This window comes from Arthrobacter zhaoguopingii, assembly GCF_009828595.1.
GTDB lineage: Bacteria > Actinomycetota > Actinomycetes > Actinomycetales > Micrococcaceae > Arthrobacter_D > Arthrobacter_D zhaoguopingii.
This window is the reverse complement of sequence record NZ_WPNY01000015.1, coordinates 21,873-40,327: the sequence shown is the minus strand read 5'-3', so window position 1 is coordinate 40,327 and position 18,455 is coordinate 21,873. Positions and strand designations below refer to the sequence as shown.

Annotated in this window: 22 protein-coding genes; 10 read left to right on the top strand and 12 right to left on the bottom strand. The window is 67.5% G+C overall.

Annotation, left to right across the window (positions count from 1 at the left end; translation table 11 throughout):
* Positions 1-10 precede the first annotated feature (10 nt).
* On the top strand, positions 11-1,159 hold the full coding sequence (locus GVV86_RS16305; protein WP_159619362.1) for a zinc-dependent alcohol dehydrogenase: 1,149 nt from the start codon (positions 11-13) through the stop codon (positions 1,157-1,159).
* Between the two features lie 11 nt (positions 1,160-1,170).
* A complete protein-coding gene (locus tag GVV86_RS16300) occupies positions 1,171-1,746 on the top strand; it encodes a hypothetical protein (protein WP_159619361.1) in 576 nt (191 codons plus the stop codon).
* A 49-nt stretch (positions 1,747-1,795) separates the two neighbouring features.
* Here GVV86_RS16300 and GVV86_RS16295 read toward each other — a convergent pair whose 3' ends face one another.
* Both GVV86_RS16295 and GVV86_RS16290 read right to left on the bottom strand, forming a co-directional pair.
* Positions 1,796-2,056, bottom strand: a complete 261-nt coding sequence (locus tag GVV86_RS16295) for a GlsB/YeaQ/YmgE family stress response membrane protein (RefSeq protein ID WP_159803397.1) — start codon at positions 2,054-2,056, stop codon at positions 1,796-1,798.
* 218 nt (positions 2,057-2,274) lie between these two features.
* The gene (locus GVV86_RS16290) at positions 2,275-2,688 is read right to left on the bottom strand and encodes a nuclear transport factor 2 family protein (protein ID WP_159803396.1); all 414 of its coding nucleotides are present in this window, start codon (positions 2,686-2,688) and stop codon (positions 2,275-2,277) included.
* Positions 2,689-2,913: 225 nt separating this feature from the next.
* Here GVV86_RS16290 and GVV86_RS16285 point away from each other — a divergent pair, with 225 nt between their 5' ends.
* On the top strand, positions 2,914-3,504 hold the full coding sequence (locus GVV86_RS16285) for a TetR/AcrR family transcriptional regulator (protein ID WP_246670021.1): 591 nt from the start codon (positions 2,914-2,916) through the stop codon (positions 3,502-3,504).
* Between the two features lie 36 nt (positions 3,505-3,540).
* On the opposite strand, the gene GVV86_RS16280 is transcribed toward GVV86_RS16285, so the two are convergent.
* The 3 genes from GVV86_RS16280 to GVV86_RS16270 all read right to left on the bottom strand — a co-directional run bounded on the left by GVV86_RS16280 (position 3,541) and on the right by GVV86_RS16270 (position 6,982).
* Entirely contained in the window at positions 3,541-5,478 is a 1,938-nt protein-coding gene (locus GVV86_RS16280) for a PKD domain-containing protein (RefSeq protein ID WP_159803395.1), read from the bottom strand.
* 104 nt (positions 5,479-5,582) lie between these two features.
* The gene (locus tag GVV86_RS16275; RefSeq protein ID WP_159803394.1) at positions 5,583-6,425 is read right to left on the bottom strand and encodes an HNH endonuclease; all 843 of its coding nucleotides are present in this window, start codon (positions 6,423-6,425) and stop codon (positions 5,583-5,585) included.
* A 50-nt stretch (positions 6,426-6,475) separates the two neighbouring features.
* Complete coding sequence (locus GVV86_RS16270) at positions 6,476-6,982, bottom strand: metallophosphoesterase family protein (RefSeq protein ID WP_159803393.1); 507 nt, start codon at positions 6,980-6,982, stop codon at positions 6,476-6,478.
* A 141-nt stretch (positions 6,983-7,123) separates the two neighbouring features.
* On the opposite strand from GVV86_RS16270, the gene GVV86_RS16265 reads away from it, so the two are divergent.
* Positions 7,124-7,327: a hypothetical protein gene (locus GVV86_RS16265; RefSeq protein WP_159803392.1), complete on the top strand. Its 204-nt coding sequence runs from the start codon at positions 7,124-7,126 to the stop codon at positions 7,325-7,327.
* A 69-nt stretch (positions 7,328-7,396) separates the two neighbouring features.
* Entirely contained in the window at positions 7,397-7,774 is a 378-nt protein-coding gene (locus tag GVV86_RS16260) for a hypothetical protein (RefSeq protein ID WP_159803391.1), read from the top strand.
* A 207-nt stretch (positions 7,775-7,981) separates the two neighbouring features.
* Here the strand turns inward: GVV86_RS16260 and GVV86_RS16255 are convergent, their stop codons facing one another.
* Together GVV86_RS16255 and GVV86_RS18525 are read right to left on the bottom strand one after the other, a co-directional pair.
* Positions 7,982-9,139 carry a baeRF2 domain-containing protein gene (locus GVV86_RS16255; RefSeq protein WP_159803390.1) on the bottom strand — a complete coding sequence of 386 codons (1,158 nt, stop codon included), beginning with the start codon at positions 9,137-9,139 and terminating at the stop codon, positions 7,982-7,984.
* Between the two features lie 173 nt (positions 9,140-9,312).
* Positions 9,313-9,477: a hypothetical protein gene (locus GVV86_RS18525; protein ID WP_201291487.1), complete on the bottom strand. Its 165-nt coding sequence runs from the start codon at positions 9,475-9,477 to the stop codon at positions 9,313-9,315.
* Positions 9,478-9,683: 206 nt separating this feature from the next.
* Between GVV86_RS18525 and GVV86_RS16250 the strand changes: the two genes are divergently transcribed.
* Positions 9,684-10,100 (top strand): CBS domain-containing protein, encoded by a 417-nt coding sequence (locus tag GVV86_RS16250; protein WP_120169891.1) that lies wholly within the window; start codon positions 9,684-9,686, stop codon positions 10,098-10,100.
* 144 nt (positions 10,101-10,244) lie between these two features.
* On the opposite strand, the gene GVV86_RS16245 is transcribed toward GVV86_RS16250, so the two are convergent.
* The 3 genes from GVV86_RS16245 to GVV86_RS16235 all read right to left on the bottom strand — a co-directional run bounded on the left by GVV86_RS16245 (position 10,245) and on the right by GVV86_RS16235 (position 12,606).
* Positions 10,245-10,661: a hypothetical protein gene (locus GVV86_RS16245; protein ID WP_159803389.1), complete on the bottom strand. Its 417-nt coding sequence runs from the start codon at positions 10,659-10,661 to the stop codon at positions 10,245-10,247.
* Positions 10,662-10,747: 86 nt separating this feature from the next.
* Positions 10,748-11,602, bottom strand: coding sequence for an NAD-dependent epimerase/dehydratase family protein (locus GVV86_RS16240; RefSeq protein WP_159803388.1), 855 nt, complete (start codon positions 11,600-11,602; stop codon positions 10,748-10,750).
* Complete coding sequence (locus GVV86_RS16235; protein ID WP_159803387.1) at positions 11,602-12,606, bottom strand: aldo/keto reductase family protein; 1,005 nt, start codon at positions 12,604-12,606, stop codon at positions 11,602-11,604. Before GVV86_RS16235 ends, GVV86_RS16240 begins: the two co-directional genes overlap by 1 nt.
* A 157-nt stretch (positions 12,607-12,763) precedes the next feature.
* Here GVV86_RS16235 and GVV86_RS16230 point away from each other — a divergent pair, with 157 nt between their 5' ends.
* Positions 12,764-13,837 (top strand): lipid II:glycine glycyltransferase FemX, encoded by a 1,074-nt coding sequence (locus GVV86_RS16230; RefSeq protein WP_159803386.1) that lies wholly within the window; start codon positions 12,764-12,766, stop codon positions 13,835-13,837.
* 40 nt (positions 13,838-13,877) lie between these two features.
* Positions 13,878-15,611 (top strand): threonine/serine exporter family protein, encoded by a 1,734-nt coding sequence (locus tag GVV86_RS16225; RefSeq protein WP_246199832.1) that lies wholly within the window; start codon positions 13,878-13,880, stop codon positions 15,609-15,611.
* Positions 15,612-15,613: 2 nt separating this feature from the next.
* Here the strand turns inward: GVV86_RS16225 and GVV86_RS16220 are convergent, their stop codons facing one another.
* A complete protein-coding gene (locus GVV86_RS16220; RefSeq protein ID WP_159803385.1) occupies positions 15,614-16,384 on the bottom strand; it encodes a uracil-DNA glycosylase in 771 nt (256 codons plus the stop codon).
* A 125-nt stretch (positions 16,385-16,509) separates the two neighbouring features.
* Between GVV86_RS16220 and GVV86_RS16215 the strand changes: the two genes are divergently transcribed.
* Positions 16,510-16,806: a DUF3263 domain-containing protein gene (locus GVV86_RS16215; RefSeq protein ID WP_120169905.1), complete on the top strand. Its 297-nt coding sequence runs from the start codon at positions 16,510-16,512 to the stop codon at positions 16,804-16,806.
* A 24-nt stretch (positions 16,807-16,830) separates the two neighbouring features.
* Complete coding sequence (locus GVV86_RS16210; protein ID WP_159803384.1) at positions 16,831-17,466, top strand: LytR C-terminal domain-containing protein; 636 nt, start codon at positions 16,831-16,833, stop codon at positions 17,464-17,466.
* A gap of 44 nt (positions 17,467-17,510) precedes the next feature.
* On the opposite strand, the gene GVV86_RS18790 is transcribed toward GVV86_RS16210, so the two are convergent.
* On the bottom strand, positions 17,511-18,227 hold the full coding sequence (locus GVV86_RS18790; RefSeq protein ID WP_246670020.1) for a TM2 domain-containing protein: 717 nt from the start codon (positions 18,225-18,227) through the stop codon (positions 17,511-17,513).
* Between the last annotated feature and the right edge of the window lie 228 nt (positions 18,228-18,455).

Genomic DNA, 18,455 nt, shown 5'->3' with positions numbered 1-18,455 from the left:
GGCGGCGCTGATGCGAGCAATGGTGTACCGCGGACCGTACAAGATCAGGGTTGAGGAAAAGGACATCCCACCGATCGAGCACCCCAATGACGCGATCGTCCGGGTGACAACTGCGGCCATTTGCGGGTCGGATCTCCACCTCTTCCACGGCATGATGCCCGACACGCGGGTGGGAATGACCTTCGGCCACGAGTTCGTCGGCGTCGTCGAGCAGGTCGGCTCCTCGGTGCAGAACCTTAAACCCGGCGACCGGGTGATGGTTCCGTTCAACGTCTACTGCGGCACCTGCTATTTCTGCGCACGCGGGCTGTACTCCAACTGCCACAACGTCAACGCCAACGCCACCGCGGTCGGCGGCATCTACGGGTACTCGCACACCTGCGGCGGGTACGACGGCGGCCAGGCCGAATACGTCCGCGTGCCGTTCGCGGATATCGGGCCGAGCATCATTCCCGGGTGGATGGACGAAGAGGACGCCGTCCTGCTCACCGATGCCCTCGCCACCGGCTACTTCGGCGCCCAGCTCGGGGACATCGTCGAGGGGGACACCGTCGTGGTCTTCGGTGCCGGGCCGGTAGGCCTTTTTGCCGCGAAGTCCGCCTGGCTGATGGGGGCCGGCCGGGTTCTTGTGATCGACCATCTCGAGTACCGGTTGGAGAAGGCGCGCACCTTCGCCCACGCGGAGACCTACAACTTCGCCGAGTACGACGACATCGTCGTCGAGATGAAGAAGGCAACCGACTACCTGGGCGCCGACGTCGTTATCGACGCCGTTGGGGCCGAGGCCGACGGCAACTTTCTGCAGCACGTCACTTCCTCGAAATTCAAGCTGCAGGGCGGCTCTCCGATCGCGCTGAACTGGGCGATCGATGCGGTGCGCAAGGGGGGAACCGTCTCGGTGGTCGGAGCCTACGGCCCAATGTTCAGTGCGGTGAAGTTCGGTGACGCCTTGAACAAGGGGCTCACCCTCCGGATGAACCAGGCTCCCGTGAAGCGGCAGTGGCCGCGCCTGTTCGACCATATCCGCAACGGTTACCTTAAGCCGAGCGATATTGTGACGCACCGGATCCCGCTCGAGCACATCGCCGAGGGATACCACATCTTCTCGGCCAAGCTCGATAACTGCATCAAGCCGTTGATTCTCCCCGCGGCCAGCTGAAGGGAAGGACCGTGCCGTACACAGCAAAGAAGCCTACCCGCGCGAGGTCGAGCGAGGAGCTGCGCGCCGCGATTCCCGGCTGGGGCGCGGACCTCGACCCGAAAGACCGCCCCTCGGTGCCGAAGGAACAGTTCGACCCGACCCTCAACGGTGCGCGCTGGGAATTCCCCGAGCGGCAGGAAGAAAAGTGGCCCCGGGAACGCTCGATCGAGCACAAGTTCCTGACCCCGGTCTTCGGGACCTCGGTGAGGCCCAAGGGGCTGTCAGGGATGATGCGCAAATACGCCTACCGCACCTTCAGCGAAGGACGGGCCGCGCACTGGGTGATCCTGCTCGCCTCCGACCGGGTCGACGCCTGGGAGAGCCATCTGGCCTCGTTCGGAACACTGCGCCCCGACAACCCGATCACCCAGACGGGGGTCCTCAGCGAATTCTCCCGCCATCCGATCGCCTCACGTACCGGGACCAAACGCGTCGACCTCAGGCACCAGTGGATCGATCCGATTCTTGTCGGCGGGCCATGGGTCCTTGCCGGCGGGCTGAGCGTCGCCGTGGCGCGGCGGCTGCTGAGGCTCCGCCGCGCCTGACCGGGACACCGGCTCGGCGCCGGTCGCTCCTACTAACGGGTGACGCGGCTCAGCGGGTGACGCGGCGGCGCCCGGCCATGGCTTCGGCGACGCCGATCAGCAGGACGGCGGCGATGACCGAGACAATGAAGCCGAGGACATTGAGCTCAAAAATGCCCCCGGTGCCCAGGAGGCTGGCGATCGAACCCCCGATGACCGAGCCAACGAGGCCCAGCAGCAGGGTGGCGAGCAGACCGAGGTTCTGCTTGCCCGGCTTGATCAGCCGCGCGAGTGCGCCGATGATGAGTCCGGCAATGATGAATCCAATCACTGTTGCGTACCTTCCTTGCTGACGTACCCCGCTGGTGCGGGGCGCGCTGCCTGATGCAACGCCGTTCTCCTCGATCCTATGGCCCCGGCGGACCGGTGGCCGGAACGGGAGGGGTGCGCACTATCACTCGCCCCGGTTGCTGATGGTGGTGTACAGGCACTGGAGAGGAGCACTCGCCCGGGCCCGGGCCCGGGGCCCAGGTGAGCGGCGGAGGCGGCTCAGTCGAAGAACGCCTTGGACACAGCCTCGGTGTCTTCGGAGAGATGCATCCGAACGAACCTGCCGTCGGCGGCAACGAGGTGGAGGACGGCTGGGGTCACCCAGGAGCGGCCGGTGCTGCGGGCTGTATGCGCGAAGGTTGCGAAGATGACGGCGTCCTCGCCCGAGAGGACGAGCTTGTCGAGTTGGACACTGCTCTTATCAGAGTCGAAGTGCGGCCACATCGTGGTGAAGTACTCAGCGACCTGGGATCCCTTGGATCGCCTGCCCGTCCACGGCAGGTCCGGGTGGCCAGGGACGTACCAGTCGATGTCATCGGCGAACAGGGCTTCGACGCCTTCGGCGTCCTTGCTGCCCAGGGCCTGAAGGAAACGGGTGACGAGGCTCTCGAGGGATGAATCGTTATTTACCATACATTCAAGAATAACGTTTCTTGACCTTATCGTCAAATAACGCCCTATTCCTGCCTGCGGCCGGCCCCTCAAGCCGGGCACCCTGAACCTCGGGCCCCCGGGAGGTCGAGGTGGTGCCGGCCCCCCGGCGCGAGCGGTGGTCCATGGGAGAATTGAGTGGAATCACGGCTGCGGCTCGTCCGTTGATTTCCACGGACGCGTTCGATGGCAGGAGGGTGAAGGCTGATGGCGGCTCGAGGCAGGCCCCGCGAGTTTGATGTCAATGAGGCCCTTGAGCGCGCGGTCGACGTCTTCTGGCGCCAGGGGTATGAGGGCACGACCCTTGAGGACCTCACGAACGCGATGAGCATCAGCCGCCCCAGTCTGTACGCGGCCTTCGGCAACAAGGAAGGCACCTTCCGGCAGGCGATCGGCAGGTACTCACGCGTCGAGATGTCCTACGTCGATGCAGCCCTTGCCATGCCCACCGCCCGGGCGGTCGCGGAGCATTACCTGCGCTCGAACGTTGTCTCGATTACGCTGCCTGATCGACCCCGTGGGTGCCTTTCAATCCAGGGCGGGCTCTCGGGCCATCCCACCGATCAGCGGATTGTCGATTTCCTGAACGAGAGCCGCGGCGCCGGCGAGGCCCGGTTTGTCCGCCGCTTCCAGCAGGCCATTGACGAGGGCGATCTTCCCGCATCCGAGGACCCTGCCGAGCTGGCCCGGTATCTTGCCACGGTCACCGCTGGGCTTGCCGTTCAGGCCTCGGCCGGGGCGTCCCGTCCCGATCTGGCCCGGATGGCAGAACGCGCACTGGCCGCCTTTCCCCGGTGACCCTACCGGCAGCACCGGTAGGGTCGGGCGGCGGTGCTATTCCGCGAGGGTGCCCGTGATCTCCTCGAACTGGACGGTGACCGGGGCGTTGGTCGCCCCCGATGAGAGGTAGGTGTTGATACCGGCGGCCCCGGGGGTCTGGAGCCCGGGGGCGGAATCCCGGGTGTCGATCTGCCATTCCGAGGGTTCAGGTTCTCCCGACTTCCATACCTTCGCACGCAGGGTTGTCGGGCTCGTACCGGTGGCCTGGGCCCGCACATTGACGATCTCCCCTCCGGCGACCGTGAGGTCGGGGACTGGAACTTCAGGTCCGATCCGCACCTCCGCGCCGTCCCTGTTGACCCGGTCGATGAGGAAGGAAAGCTCGCCCTCAGGCGAGAATTTGAGGACCGTTCGGTAGGCTCCGGCGCGGTCGGTCTGGCGGGTGATCAGGCGCAGATACAGGCTTCCTCCGGCCGGGCGCCGATCCACCCCGAGGGCGGCACGCAGGTCCATCCTGGAGCTGTTCACCGCTTCCAGGGACGCGGCCGCTCCCGACGCGGGGGTGGCCAGCTGCATGATCCCGCTCCCGTCCGCCACAAGAAAGGCGCCCGGTTCCCCGCTGTCGGTCCAGACCCCGCCTTCCTCGGCGTCGCCCCAGCCGGTGTCCGTGGTGCGCTCGAACGGGTCCGAGAAGGTCGAGGTGGCCTCGTCACCTTCGGTCACCGAAACCCGTTTGGAGGCGGTTTCAGTGCCTGCCTTGTCCTTGACGGTCAGCGAGATCTCATAGTCCCCCGGAGCGTCATAGGTGATGGTCGGCCGGACCCCGGTGGCGGTTTCGCCGTTGCCGAAGTCCCACGTGTAGGTGCGGTTCCCCTGCGCGGGCAGGGGCGTGGAGGCGTCCAGGGCGCAGCCAAGACCCGCGCAGTCCTCGGTGAAGGAGGCCTCGCCATCCCGGCCTCCTGCTTTCCCCCGAATGGTGAAGGAGTCATCGAAGGTTCCGCCGGCCGCCTTGACGAACTCGGCCGAGATTGAGCGTTCGGTGACGGAGACATCGAGCAGACCGTGGGTGGGATTGGCGTTGGTGGCCGTGTGGGCCGCGAAGTAACCGGCCTCCGGGTCGGCGGGGTCGGCGTCGCGCAGGCCGATTCCACCGGTGCCGATGGTCGCGAACACCGTGCCCGAGCCCTGGGCGAGCGAACTGTCGGTATCGGTGATGCACTCCTCATTGAAGGCGTCGGGGACGATTTCGGCGCAGCCCTCCCCGTGCCCGATCTGGTAGGTGCGTTGGTACAGGTGCTCGTGGCCGTTGAGCACAAGATCGACCTTCTTGCTGATCAGCAGGTTGGTGAGCTCTTCGCCCGCCGAGCAGCTGTATTCGCCCAGCGATAGGCACGGCATGTGGTTCCCAACGATCACCCACGGGATGCCGCTGTCGCGGGCACCGTCGATCGCCGACTCCGTCCAGGCGTAGTGGTCCGAGCCGGGACGGTAATCCCAGGACGTTTCACTCTCGGGAAAGACCAAACCCGGGGAGATCATCACGAAGCGGGCGATCGGGTCCTCCGCCGGCACGTCGACGTACCACTCACGCCCGTAGGTCCCCACCAGCCCGGGCAGCCGGTTGGGAAGGCAGGCGGAGAAGTCATTGATATTCCCGTCACTGCCATCGCTCTCATGGTTGCCGGCGATCAGCTGGAAGGGAAAGGCCGTACCCACCTTGCTCGTGACGAAGTCACACCATTCCTGTTCCCCGCCCGGACGGCCGTAGGACAGATCCCCCAGTGCCAGGGTGAATTCCGGGGACAGTGAGGCATTCTTGGTCAGGACGGCCGCTGCCTCCTCCGAGGCGGCGAAGTCCCCCGCCGCGGTGAAGTGGATTGCGGCCGCCGGCTTGCGCTCACCGTCCTCTTCGCCGTTGAGCAGAAGGAAGCCCACAACTAGAAGGGCGAGAGCGGCGATCACTGCCGCCGCTATCCCGAAGACACGGACCATCGTTACCTCTTGTCATTGAAGGGGCCCCAGCACCAGCCTTCGACAATCGGCTCGTGACGTATCCGCAGTATATGAGGGCTTCCGCGGATCTGACCACGGCCCTCCTAGCGGGCTCCCAGGATCCGCACAGCGTCAGCCTGGGCCGTCAGCTGCTCCGCGCTGAGGGCTGTCCCCGGCAAAAACCCTGCGGCGGACCGCAGAGCGCGCAGTTCGGCCGGCGAGTAGGGGTCCGGGAGACGCCGGTGTGCCATGGAGTGGCAGTTGGGGCACAGCGGGATCAGGTCGGCGATCGGATCGAGTTCGTAGCCCGCCCCCAGCCGGGTGGCCGGGACGAGGTGGTGCACGTGCACGAAGTCCCGACCGGGCGGCCCGAAGGCCTCCTCGAAGGAAAAGCCGCAGACCGCGCAGGAGGTCCCGTGGTGACCCAGGCAGACGCGGCGGGCGGAGGGGTCCCTTTCGTACCGGTTCACCCGGGCCTGGGCCAGCGCGCCCGGGGGGAAAGTTCCGGGGGGAGGAAGAAGGGGATCTGCCTCCTCGAGGGTGCTCGTTTCAGCCCACAGGGTCCGCAGCGCCGGCCCGGCCGCGGCTGGGATCCGGCGGGAGGGACGGTTCACCCCCCAGGCGATGCCCGGGACACGCAGGGTCAGGAGGTCCAGGAGAATTGAATCTCCCCGGGGCCTCAGTGCATCGAACTCGACGAAGCCCGGAGACCCGCCCGGGCCGGCCGGTTGGGCGTCGGGGGACGAGACAACCCTGCCGTGGCCCAGAACACCGCGGTCGCCGCCTCCCTGGCTGAACAGCCACACCTCGGTTCCTGCCGTTGCCTGGCGGGGAGGAAGCACCCACCTGCAGCGGAAAAGCCCGGCCGCGGCGACCTCGTCCACAGCCGACCGGTACCCGCCAAAGGGATCAGCTCCCCGGTCGGGATTCCAGCCAAGCAGGATCATAGGGCCAGTGTGCCATGCCGGTGAGCGCTTGCGGAGGCCCGTCCGGCGGGTCAGGCCCGAACCGGCAGGAGGTGGAGGTCGACGTCGAGCCGGTGGCCGTCAATGGTCGCCGTGAGATACGAGCAGTGCGGCTGCCGCCGTCGATCGGTCGGGGATCCCGGGTTCAGCAGCCGCATGCCGGCGCCGGTGACGGTATCCCACGGAATGTGGCTGTGACCGAAGACCAGCACATCCGTGTCGGGGAATTCGCGGTCCATCCGCTGCTCCCTTCCGGTCTTGGCGCCCGTCTCATGGACGACAGCGAACCGGAGGCCCTCAATCTGTTCCCGTGCCACCAGCGGCAGCCGGGCCCGCAGGGCGTCGCCGTCGTTGTTGCCATAGCAGCCCAGGAGCCGCCGGGAACGGCGGCGGAGTTCTTCGAAGAACGAATTGTCCGCCCAATCACCGGCGTGAACCACGATGTCGGCGCTTTCGACGGCGGGCCAGAGGGCTTCGGGGAGGGTTTTCGCGCGGGAGGGGATGTGCGTGTCCGAAAGGATCAGCAGGGAGGTCGGCATGACAGGAATTGTGCCAGCTTCAACGGGTGGCCGTCCGTGACAATCAGCAGGTGGTGTGTAATGCTCTCAGTAAGCGTGCTTAGTATTTCAGTTTTGTCGAACCGGCATCCAAGGTCTGGACGTCCGAGCCACGGAGGAACTATGAACATTGATAAATCGCAGATCATTGAGTTGTTAAAGTCGCAGGGTAATTCCGATAAGGCGGATAAGGCCGAGTCCGAGCTACCCGACACTGTAGACACCGAGCAGCACGCGGGACTTCTCGCCAAGCTCGGCATCAATCCGCAGGACCTGCTGGGCAAGCTGCCCGGCGGTCTTGGCGGGCTTGGCGGCCTCGGGGGCTAATCCGCGGGGACTCAGCACATTGAAGAAGGCACCCCGCACGTCAAAGGCGACAGGGAAGGTGAACGGGCAGTGGAGACAAGTCAACTGATCTGGATCATTGTTGGGATCATCGTCGTGCTGGCGGTGATCGGAGTGGTGATAGCGCTGAGCCGGAAACGCCGGCAGGCCCACTCTGAGCGGCAGAAGGAAAAGGGCCGCCGGCAGGCAGCCGAGATTCGGGAGAAGGCCCAGGAGACTGAACTTGAGGCTCGTGAACGCGAAGCCAAGGCAGCCATGGCCGAGGCCGAGGCGCAGCGTGCCGAGGTCGAGGCCGAGCGGCTTCGCCGCCAGGCCTCAGAGCGTCAGTCGGACGCCCAGGGCCTGAGGGAAGAAACGATGAATCATGCCCGCAAGGCCGATGAGCTCGATCCCGACGTCGACACCCGCCGCCGCGACAGCGGCAGTTAGGTTCCGCCGCGACAGCGGCAGTTAGGTTCCGCCGCGACAGCGGCAGTTAGGTTCCGCCGCGACAGCGGCAGTTAGGTTCCGCCGCGACAGCGGCAGTTAGGTTCCGCCGCGACAGCGGCAGTTAGGCGTCTGGCAACCACCGCCGGAGCCCACGAAGCGGGACTCCCCAGCCTCGGCTGGGGAGTCCCGCTCTGTGTTCCTTGGGTCCTACGTCGCCGCCGGAACGGTGGGGCCGGTGGGCCAGCGCAGCAGGGCGGCGATAGGTCTTGAATCAAGCGCCCCCGGCGGATAGAGCACTGTCTCGGCGTCGGTCAGCGCAGCCGCACGCAGGATCGCGGCGAGCGCAGGGACGCTGCCAAGTGGGCCCGCTCCGGCAGTGGCTTCCTCGTCCGCGGCGATCCAGGGCGGGGCGTCGAGAGCGAGCAGCGTCCTGTCTCCCCAGGCCGTGGATTCGAGGAGCAGGGTTTCGACCTGTGCCTGCTGCAGCGCGGTGACAACCGCGCCCAGGCCGGCCGCCGAGATACCGGATCCCTGGCCTTCGTGCTCGGCGAGCCGTTCGAGCAGGTGATGCTGGTGGTCGGCCATCACCTTCGTGACGAGCCGGTCGACCTGCAGCGTGAAGGTGTCGGCATCGGATCCGCCGGTGCGCGTGTGACTGTCGACCACGCCGAGGATCGCCCGGGACTCCTCTGACACCTGGTCGGCGACGAGCTGCCGGGCCCGGATGTCGCCGGAGAGGACGACGAGCTTCGCGCGCGAGGCCGAGACGGCCCTGTCGATCTCCGCGGCGACCTCCGCGGCATTGGACTTCCAGACCTTTTCTGCGTGGTGGTGGTACCGCCCGTGGGCCCAGCCGCCGGCGTGGACCTTCCGCATGTGTTCGGTGTCGCCCTCGATGGCGGCCACGGGCTCGCCGCGGTCCGGGGCTCCCCATTCCCGGTCCGCCCTGCGCAGGTACACCTCCCCGCCGTCGCGCCCGACTTCGGCCACGACATAGGCGAACCCGCCCGGGCAGTGGCGGGCGAGCGGGCTGAGGTCGGGGATGGGCCCGACGGCGATGACGGGGGATCCGGTGACAAGCCCGCCCGGGAGGAAGTCGTCCACGGCGGCTTCACCGCCGCGGACCAGGACGAAGCGGGCCACCGGGTCGGGTAGGCCCCGGGCCGACTTCGTCAGCGCTGCCATAGCGGCCTTGATGTCCTCCTTGGGCGCGCCGTTGCGCTCCATGGCGTCCGCGACGGTGAGGGGAAGGGTGTCGTCGCTCGCGAACGAGTCGTCGGCGCCTGCGCTTCCATCGACGTAGATGGTCGTCCAGGGCCCGGCGAGCTTGTAGAGGCCCGCATGGTCTTTCACTGCTTGGGTCATTGGCAGCACCTTTCTAAATGTGCTTGTGCGCCGTCACCGGCGCAGCCTGCGTGAGGTACGTACGGTTTACCACTTGGCCCGAGCGCTGGAAAGCGCACGGATCGAAATGACGGCGGGACCGGGCTTTAAGACTTCCTGCCGGCAGCTCTGCGCGGCGGCCCCCAGCCCAGCGGTCAGGAGTCCTTGCCCGAGGGGGTGTCTCCGTACTCGGCGGCGGAGTCGTCGCCCTCGGCGGCATCCTGACTGTGTTGGCGAAGATCGGCCGGGTCCGCGGCGGGATCGCCCTCGGCGGGTGCCTCGTTGTGGGTTCGTTCCTGCGGCTCTGAGGGTTCTGACATGGCGGCGACCGGTCCTTTCAAAGGCGACGGGAGGAGGTGAGTTCCCTGAGGGGCAGTCTACGGAGCGGCCGGGCCGAGCATAACCCCCTCCAACTCCTTTGCTTCGGAGGTGCGTGGGCGGATACTACTAAGCAGGCTTACGGTTAATTGCCGGAGCCCGCGGCCGTGTCCATCGACGCGGCGCACCCAGCAGGAAGGAGAGCGTCATGCCAACCACAGCGCGAGACATCATGACCGGCAGCGTCGAATGCGTGGGCGAAAAGGACACGCTGCAGCAGGCGGCAGTGAAGATGAGGGACCTCGATGTTGGGTCGCTTCCGATCTGCGGCGAGGACGGCCGGCTCAAGGGCATGCTGACGGACCGCGACATTGTGGTGAGGTGCCTGGCCGACGGAGGCGATCCCACCAGCGTCACAGCCGGCGACCTCGCCCAGGGCAAACCGGTGACCATCGGCGCCGACGACACCGTTGAGGAAGCGATCCGCACTATGCAGGACCATCAGGTCCGGCGGCTGCCCGTCATCGACGGGCACGACCTCGTCGGGGTGATCAGCCAGGCGGACATCGCCCGCAACTACCCTGAGGACCGGGTGGGCGACCTCGTGGAACTGATTTCGTACTAGTCCCGGTTCGAGCCGGCGCGGCGGCCGCAGGCCGGCCCGGAGCCGCTTTTTCTAAGTTCTCGGCACATCGCCCGCTCCGGAACGGCGACGGCGGCCGCCTCTCCAAGGGGCGGCCGCCGTCGCTGGGGCAATTCGAAAGGACGACTACTGAAGGTCCTTGTCGTCGATATGGCTTAGCGGCGATCCGCCACTGTTGGAGGGGTCGTCGCTTGAGTCCACCTCGTCGTCCTCGCCGATGCCGAAGTCGACGTCGTCGGCTGCCTCGCCCAGGGTCGGGACGTCCGGGGGGATCTGCTCATCGCCGTGCTCCCAGCGAGCCCGCGCGGTTTCATCGCGGAGGATCTGGTCGGTGAGCAGGGAGTCATCCTCCTCGTCGTACCCCTCGCCCTGGAGCAGCGGGTCCTCCTGCCAGCGGTCCGGGTTGTCCTCGGCCGCGCCCGGGTACAGGTCAGCGTTGTCCCCTGCCAGCGGATCGAGGTCGGCCAGCGACCTTTCCTCCGCTTCGAGCTCGTCGTCGGTGATGATGGTGAGGTCCTCGTCGGGGAGGTTCTCTTCGGTCATGGTTTCACCTCTCGTTGCATGGGCACACTATCCATCCTTCATCAGTAAGCCTACTGATCTTTTTTCCCCGACGGTAGCCGCCGCCCTTACCGGGGGTCCCGCCAACTGTGTCGGGGTTCGAAGCCCAGCACCCGGCGCGCCTTGTCGATGGCGAGCAGCGTTCCGTTCCCGCCGACGTCCCTGCGGAACTCCACTCCCGGAAACACCTCGGCGGCCAGCTCCGCGCTGGAGCGGGTCATCACCGTATCGGCGGCGGCGATCAGGAAGGTGTCGAAGCCGGGCCCCGCATTCTCAAGCGCCTTCTGCACGGCCTGCGCGCCGTCGCGGCCGTCGATGTATCCCCACAGGTTCCATTTCCGCAGCCGCGCGTCGGCGTCAAAAGACGGGAATTCGTCGTAGTCCTCCGGGTCCATCACATTGGAGAAGCGAAGGGCCGTGATGCTCAGGGCGGGGTCCCACCGGGCGAGCTCGGCGGCCATCTGCTCCTCGAGGTGCTTCACCAGGGAGTAGGTGCTCTCGGGGCGTGCGGGATATTCCTCGTCGACGGGCAGGTACGGCGGATCCGTGTCGAAGGGCAGACCCTGGACGGTCTCGCTCGAGGCGTAGACGATCCGCCTGATCCCGGCGCGCCGGCACGCCTGGAAGACGTTGTAGGTGCACGCCATGTTGTTCGCGAAGGTCGCCGCGTCCGCCGTGATCCCCGGGGCGGGGATCGCCGCAAGGTGCACGACGGCGTCGAAGCCATCGTGCACGCCGTCCACGCCGAGCAGGGCGTCGAGCACCTGCCCGTAGTCGCGCAGGTCGATCCGCAGGAAACCGTCACCGCGCTCGCCGTGCTGGTCGAGCTCGAGGACCGTGTTGCCCGCCTCGCGCAAGCCGCGCACCACGCTGCGGCCCAGCTTCCCCGATGCACCCGTGACGGCGATGCGCGAGCCGCCCATCAGGCCGGCCGCTTCTCGGGGGACTGCGTGCGGGCCGGGTCCCGTTCGGCGAGTGCGCCGAGCGCCTCATCGATGGCCGCCATAACGTCCGGCTCAAGGACCACGCCGGAGGCCGCGGCGTTTGACTCCACCTGCTCCGGCCGGGAGGCGCCGATGATGGCAGAGGCGACATTCCGGTTCTGCAGCACCCAGGCGATGGCCAGCTGCGCCAGAGTGAGCCCGACGCCGTCGGCGATCGGCTTCAGCCGCTGCACGCCGGTGAGGACGTCGTCCTCCATCCAGCGCTTGATCACTGCGGCGCCGCCCTTCTCGTCCGCGGCGCGGGTGCCCGGTTCGGGTTCCCTTCCCGGCAGGTACTTGCCGGTCAGGACGCCCTGGGCCACCGGCGACCAGACGATCTGGGATAGGCCCAGCTCCTCGGAGGCCGGCACGACCTCCTCCTCGATCACCCGCCACAGCATTGAGTACTGCGGCTGGTTGGAGATCAGCTGGATTCCCAGATCCCGGGCCAGGGCATGCCCGGCGCGGATCTGGTCCGCCGTCCATTCGCTGACCCCGATATAGAGGGCCTTGCCCTGGCGGACGACATCGGCGAAGGCCTGCATCGTCTCCTCAAGCGGGGTCTCGCTGTCATATCGGTGCGCCTGGTACAGATCGACGTAGTCGGTCTCCAGACGGCGCAGGGAGCCGTCGATGGAGTCCCGGATGTGCTTGCGGGACAGCCCCACCTCGTTGTGGCCCTTGGACCCGGTGGGCCAGTAGACCTTGGTGAAGATCTCGATGGTCTCCCGGCGCTCGCCCTTCAGCGCCTCGCCCAGCACGCTCTCCGCGGCCGTGTTGGCGTAGGCATCGGCGGTGTCGAAGGTGCTGATGCCGGCGTCGAGGGCGGCGCGGACACACCGCATCGCCACGTCGTTTTCCACCTGCGACCCGTGGGTCAGCCAGTTCCCATAGGTGATTTCGGAGATTTTCAGTCCACTGTTGCCGAGGTATCGAAAGTCCATGCCCCGATGCTACCGAGGTGGAACGCTCCTGCGGGTTAAAGCGGTTCCCGCGTCGCGTCATGCGGTCCGCCTTCGGCGCAACAGTTAGACTTGGGCGGGTAAATCCGTGCGCCGGGACCCCGCCGGCCACCTCCGGGCCACCAGCAGAGAAGGCACCTTGATCAACTTCACCGCGCGTTTCGCCACGAAAGCGGAGCAGGACAAGTGGGACGACCTCGTTCCATCCAACCCGGACGGCGGAAATGTCCTGCAGTCGGCCTCTTTCGCCGAAGTGAAGTCGCATCACGGGTGGAAGCCGCGGTTCCTGGTCCTCGAGTCCGCCGAGTACTCGAGCTATAACCTGGTGCTCGAGAAGTCCTTCCCGGTCCTTGGCCGGCTCTGGTATCTGATCAAGGGTCCGGGCGCGGCCGAGCCGGCCCACGTACCGGCCATGCTCGGCGCGCTGAGAGACTTCACCGCCGCATCCGGCCTGAACGTCTTCGCGGTGAAGATTGAACCCGATATCGTCGACTCTCCGGAGGTCCGGCAGCTTTTCACCGCCGCGGGCCTGCACAAGACCTTCGACCTCCAGCCGAATGACCATACGGCCCTTCTCGACACCACGCCGGAGTCGAACCAGCTGCTGCGCAACCTCTCCTCCCGCGGCCGCAATGCCGTGCGCCGGGCTCTGCGGGAAGGCGTCGAAGTGCGCCGGGTCGAGCCGACCGAGGAAAACTTCCGCATCATGTACCGGCTGATGGCCCATATCGAGGACCGCTCGGCCGCCCGCCTGCGCTCCTTCGAGTACTACAGCCGGTTCTGGGGGAACTTCGCCGCCGCCGGCCAGGGCCGCCTCTACTTCGTCTACGAGGACGGCGAGCCCTCGGTGGGCGCGTTCATCATCAACTACGGCAGCAAGGGAACCTACAAGGACGGCGGGTCAAAGCCCGGGCGTTCGCAGTACGGGGATTCACACCTGCTGCAGTGGACGGCCATCAACGACCTCAAGGACGAGTTCGCCATCCGCGAGTACGACTTCTGCGGCACCCCGCCCGCCGACCGGCTCAAGGACACCTCCCACCCGCACCACGGCCTCGGCCTCTTCAAGACGAGCTTCTCCAAGACAGTCACCGACTTCACCGGCTGCTGGGACCTTGCTTTGAATGAGAAGAAGTATCGGCTCTGGACCGCCGTGGGGGAACGGGTGGCCCGCCAGATCTACTGGCGCCGGCACCAGCAGCCCTTCTACTGATCGAAGAACAGCCCGCGGGCAGCAAGGCAGGGAATACACCGTGGATGACAAGGCCGGCTCGAACGGGGGCCGGAAGCCCGAAACGAATCCCTCACCAGCGGCGGGCCCGCTGCCGGTGATCCAGCGACCCCTCCGTCCGCCGTCGGCCGAAAGCCCGTCGGTCGCCAGAAAGCCGGGAGGCGACCCGTCGCCTCCCGCGCAGGGCGCCCAGCGACCGGCCGGCGCCGGCGCGAAGCAGCCGCCCGCACCCGGCCCCGCGCAGCCCTCGACGCCGGGCGCCAAGTCCCGCCCGCGGCCCGCCCGGCGTCCCGCACGGGCGCCGTCGCCGACGGATGCGCTGCCGACGACGCCGCGCACCGTGCGCCCCGACCGCTCCAACGCCGCGGCGCGGAACGTACTCCGCCGCCTCGTGCAGGGGGAGGAGCCGCCCACCCAGGCGATGAGCATCGTTGAACGGCTTGCCGGCAGCCCCTACGCCAATCCCACCATCCAGGTGGGGGGACCGGACGCCAGCGCCCGCAAGACCCTCGACTTCGCCCTGAGCCTGGCCGAGACGATGTTCCGTTACGGCGCGGGAGCCCTCGAGGTCGAGACAAGCATCATCGCCGTCACCGCGGCCCTCGGCCTTGACCACATCGAGGTGGACATCACCAACCAGTCGGTGGTGATCAACTACTCGGCCAAGGACCAGACGCCCACCACGGTGCTGCGCGTGGTGCGGTCCTGGACCAACAACTACGCAGGACTGACGGCGATCCACCAGCTCGTCTCCGATATCGCCGCCGGTGGTGTCTCACGCATCGAGGCCGCCCGCCGCCTTGAGCAGATCACCCGACGGCCCAAGCCGTTCCCGCGCTGGATGGTCACCGCCGCGTTCGGGATCTTCGGTGCGGCCATTGTCGCCTTCATCGGCGGGGGAGTGCTTGGGGCCCTGATCGGGCTGGGCAGCTGTATCCTCGTCGATCTTCTCTCCCGCCAGCTGGGCCGGTGGAGGGTGCCCGAGTTTTTCTCCGTGGCCACCTCCTCGGCGATGGCCACCCTGATCGCCATGCTGTTCTGGTGGCTCGAGGTGCCGATCGCGCCGTCGCTGGTGGTGGTCGGCGGCATTCTGCTGCTCCTGCCCGCCGGCCGGCTGGTCTCAGCCACCCAGGACGCGATCAACGGGTTCCCGGTCACCGCTGCGGGACGGTTCCTGTCGGCGCTGCTGATTTTCGGTGGGGTGGTCTCGGGAATCGCCGTCGCCCTGGTATTCGGTGCGGCCATCGGCATCCCGGACCTCGAGCTGATCGCCGCGCCGACATCGCCCTACCCCTGGCCGGTGATCGCGGTGCTGATCTTCATTGCCGTGGCGATGTTCGCCGTCACCGAGCAGACCGACCTTTCGCTTGTGGTTCCCACGGCCCTGGTGGGCACCGCCGGCTACGTCCTGTGGATTTCGGCGATCAACGCGGGCGTGGGGTACCGGCTGGCGCCGGCGCTGGCAGCCGTGCTGATCGGTGCGCTGTCACGCATCGTGGCGCTTCGCATGGGTGCGCCCCAGCTGGTGCTGGCGGTGCCGGCGGTCATGTTCCTCTACCCGGGCCTTTCGATCTTCCGTGCCATGTACATGCTCACCACCAACACCGGAGTTCCGAGCGCCGGTGCGCTGGGGCTGTTCAACGCGTTCACCGTCATCCTCGCCATCGCCGGCGGCGTGGTGCTCGGCGACAACCTCGCCCGGCCGCTCACCCGCGGCCTCGGCAGCAACGAGCGTCGGCGGAACCGCAGGCGGTAGCCTCAGACCGCCAGCCAGTCCACCGGGTCTGCGCCCTGCTGCTGCAGAAGGGCGTTGACCCGGCTGAAGGGCCGTGACCCGAAGAAGCCCCGGGAGGCGGAGAGCGGGCTGGGGTGCGCCGACTCCACTGTTGGGATATCGGCGAACAGGGGCTTGAGTTTCAGCGCCTCCCGGCCCCACAGGACGGCGACCAGCGGTCCTCCCCGCGCCACGAGCGCTCGCAGCGCCGCGTCGGTGACGTCCTCCCAGCCCCAGCCGCGGTGCGACGCGGGTTCGCCCGCCCGCACCGTCAGTACCCGGTTCATCAGCAGGACGCCCTGCCGGGTCCAGCCCGAAAGGTCTCCCGTGGCGGGGGCGGTGACGCCGAGGTCATCCGCGAGTTCCTTATGGATATTGACGAGGCTCCGGGGCAGCGGCCGGGTGGCCGGGTCGACCGAAAACGCAAGGCCGACCGAATGCCCGGGCGTCGGGTAGGGATCCTGACCTACGATGACGACCTTCACCCCGGCCAGGGGGCCACTGAAGGCCCTGAGGATATTTCCGGGCTGCGGAAGGATCCGGTGGCCGGCGCGGCGGTCCTCCTCGAGCCGCGCGGCCAGGCGGTGGAGTGTCGGTTCCTGGGGCGCGAGGGCGGGCGCCCAGTCCTCGGCGACGACCGTTCGGACCGGGACGGGGGCGGCAAAGGAAAAATCCGGACCGCCCGAGGCTCCGCCCGGCACGGCCGGCTCCGGGGCCGGGGGCAGCGGGAACAGGGGAACATCCTCGTAGCGCATTCCCTCATTCTGGCCGATCGGCGCGGGGCTCCGGGAACGTGCGGGCGGGCCGGGCGGTGAATGACAGGTATGTCATTCACAATTACCATGGGTGGGGAAGCATTACCTAGAACGAGGAGCGGCGCGTGAGCGAGCCAGCGGGGGCCCCTGCCCCAGCCCCCGGCAGCAGGGGCGTCCTCAGCGAGCGGGAACAGCAGATGCTGGCGCTCGAGCGTGAGTGGTGGAAGTACTCCGGAGCCAAGGAACAGGCGATCCGGGACCTCTTCAACATGTCCGCCACCCACTACTACCAGGTTCTCAATGCGCTGATCGATTCGGAGGCGGCCCTCGCCCACGACCCGATGCTCGTGAAGAGGCTGCGCAGGCTGCGGACATCGCGCCAGCGTGCACGCTCCGCCCGCCGCCTCGGCGCCGACATCTGACCAACGCAAGGATCCCCTCACCGCATGAGCAAGTACCCCCAGGACGAGTTTGACCGCATCCCCGAGACGGCGTCGCGCCACGGGGTACACCGGGAGCGGCTTGTCGCCGTCCGGGGAAGCGGCCTCGGGTTGAAGATCGCCGTGGGAGTTCTTGCTTTGCTTGTGGGCCTTGCCGCCTACTTCCTGCTCCCGCGGATTGAGCTGGGCGGGGCGGGGTCTGCTTCCGCGGCCAATGCCGGCGCGGCCGCGGACAGCAGCCCTGGGCCCACCGGATCGTCGACGGACAGGCTGCGCTCGCCGGAACCGGGATCCCCGGGGGCCACCGGCACAGCCGCAGCGTCCACGCCGGCGACGTCGGCACCTCCGCAGGACCCGAAACCGACAGTCGATAAGGCGCAGAAGGTAAACGTGCTCAACAGCACCGGCGTCCCCGGGCTCGCCGGAACAGTTGCCGGGCGCCTGACCGCCGACGGCTGGACCGGCGCCCTGCCCGGAAACTGGGCCGGCGCCCCGCTCGAGGGGTCGGTCGTTTTCTACAACGGGGCGGAGCAGCGGGCCGGTGCCGAAGCCGTGGCCTCCGCACTGGGGATCGCCGCGGTGCAGGATGGTGCCGGCGTGTCGCCGGACCTCACGGTGGTCATCGGACCCGAGTTCCAGTAGTCCGGCAGCGACCGGCCGGTCTACGTACCGGCCGGCCTGCTCCCTTACTCCTTGAGGGGTACGCCCTTGGCATCGCGTCGGAAGGATTCGGTGCCCACGAGGATCATGATGCCCTCGATGAAGCCCCAGACGGCCCCCAATCCGAAGGTCACGATCGTGACGGCGATCTGGGCGATGCCGATACCCACGTATCCGAGATAGAACCTGTGGATACCCAGGGAGCCGAGCAGGATTCCGAGGAGTCCGGCCACAAGCCGCGACTTCTGCTCGGGATAGCCCGAGCCGTACGGGTAGCCGGGAGGGCCGTACGGCTGGCCCTGCTGGTACTGGCCCTGCTGGTACTGGCCTTGCGGGTACTGGCCCTGGAACTGGCCCGGGGGATACTGCCCGCCCGGGGGCGGGCCCTGCTGAAACTGGCCCTGCGGGTACTGGTTCCCCTCATACGGGTTCTGCTCGTAGGGGTTCGGCTGGTAATCACCGTACGGGGCGGGTCGGGAAGGATCCTGCGCATAGGCATCCTGGGAGAACAGGTCCCGGGCGTAGGGATCCTGGCGGGGGCTTGAGGGCGCTGCGGGCTCTGGGTAGGCATCGCCGTTCTCCGGGAGGTTGTCCTTCCGCTCGAACAGCTGGGCCTGCGGGTCCACGGCGGTATCGTCGTGTTCCCGCGCTCCGCCCGGCAGGGGGTACCCGTCCGGCTGCGGGGCCGCTGCGTCCGGCGCAGGGTCCGATTCGGAGCGGGGCTGGTCTGGGGTCGTTGACACATTTCTCCTTGGTTGTTGGTGCTGCTTCTACGCTATGCCCGGGTGAAAGGCTGCGCATCAGGTAGAACCCCGGATCCGGCCCCCGGTTTTCAGGGTCATCCCCGGCCGTTCGGGTTCCGGCGGCTTGCACTCGTGCGGTGGGAGTGCTAATTATTGACTTAGCACTCGAACCCGCTGACTGCTAAGTCATGGGCATCGAGCAAAGCAGGCATACCACTGTGGTGAGGG

Coding starts and splice junctions, on each gene's coding strand:
- GVV86_RS16280 (WP_159803395.1), bottom strand. CDS start 5,478: ATGGTCCGTGTCTTCGGGATAGCGGCGGCAGTGATCGCCGCTCTCGCC.
- GVV86_RS16210 (WP_159803384.1), top strand. CDS start 16,831: ATGAGCAAGTACCCCCAGGACGAGTTTGACCGCATCCCCGAGACGGCG.
- GVV86_RS16245 (WP_159803389.1), bottom strand. CDS start 10,661: ATGACCGAAGAGAACCTCCCCGACGAGGACCTCACCATCATCACCGAC.
- GVV86_RS16275 (WP_159803394.1), bottom strand. CDS start 6,425: ATGATCCTGCTTGGCTGGAATCCCGACCGGGGAGCTGATCCCTTTGGC.
- GVV86_RS16255 (WP_159803390.1), bottom strand. CDS start 9,139: ATGACCCAAGCAGTGAAAGACCATGCGGGCCTCTACAAGCTCGCCGGG.
- GVV86_RS16220 (WP_159803385.1), bottom strand. CDS start 16,384: ATGCGCTACGAGGATGTTCCCCTGTTCCCGCTGCCCCCGGCCCCGGAG.
- GVV86_RS16265 (WP_159803392.1), top strand. CDS start 7,124: ATGAACATTGATAAATCGCAGATCATTGAGTTGTTAAAGTCGCAGGGT.
- GVV86_RS16235 (WP_159803387.1), bottom strand. CDS start 12,606: ATGGACTTTCGATACCTCGGCAACAGTGGACTGAAAATCTCCGAAATC.
- GVV86_RS16270 (WP_159803393.1), bottom strand. CDS start 6,982: ATGCCGACCTCCCTGCTGATCCTTTCGGACACGCACATCCCCTCCCGC.
- GVV86_RS16305 (WP_159619362.1), top strand. CDS start 11: ATGCGAGCAATGGTGTACCGCGGACCGTACAAGATCAGGGTTGAGGAA.
- GVV86_RS16250 (WP_120169891.1), top strand. CDS start 9,684: ATGCCAACCACAGCGCGAGACATCATGACCGGCAGCGTCGAATGCGTG.
- GVV86_RS16240 (WP_159803388.1), bottom strand. CDS start 11,602: ATGGGCGGCTCGCGCATCGCCGTCACGGGTGCATCGGGGAAGCTGGGC.
- GVV86_RS16290 (WP_159803396.1), bottom strand. CDS start 2,688: ATGGTAAATAACGATTCATCCCTCGAGAGCCTCGTCACCCGTTTCCTT.
- GVV86_RS16285 (WP_246670021.1), top strand. CDS start 2,914: ATGGCGGCTCGAGGCAGGCCCCGCGAGTTTGATGTCAATGAGGCCCTT.
- GVV86_RS18525 (WP_201291487.1), bottom strand. CDS start 9,477: ATGTCAGAACCCTCAGAGCCGCAGGAACGAACCCACAACGAGGCACCC.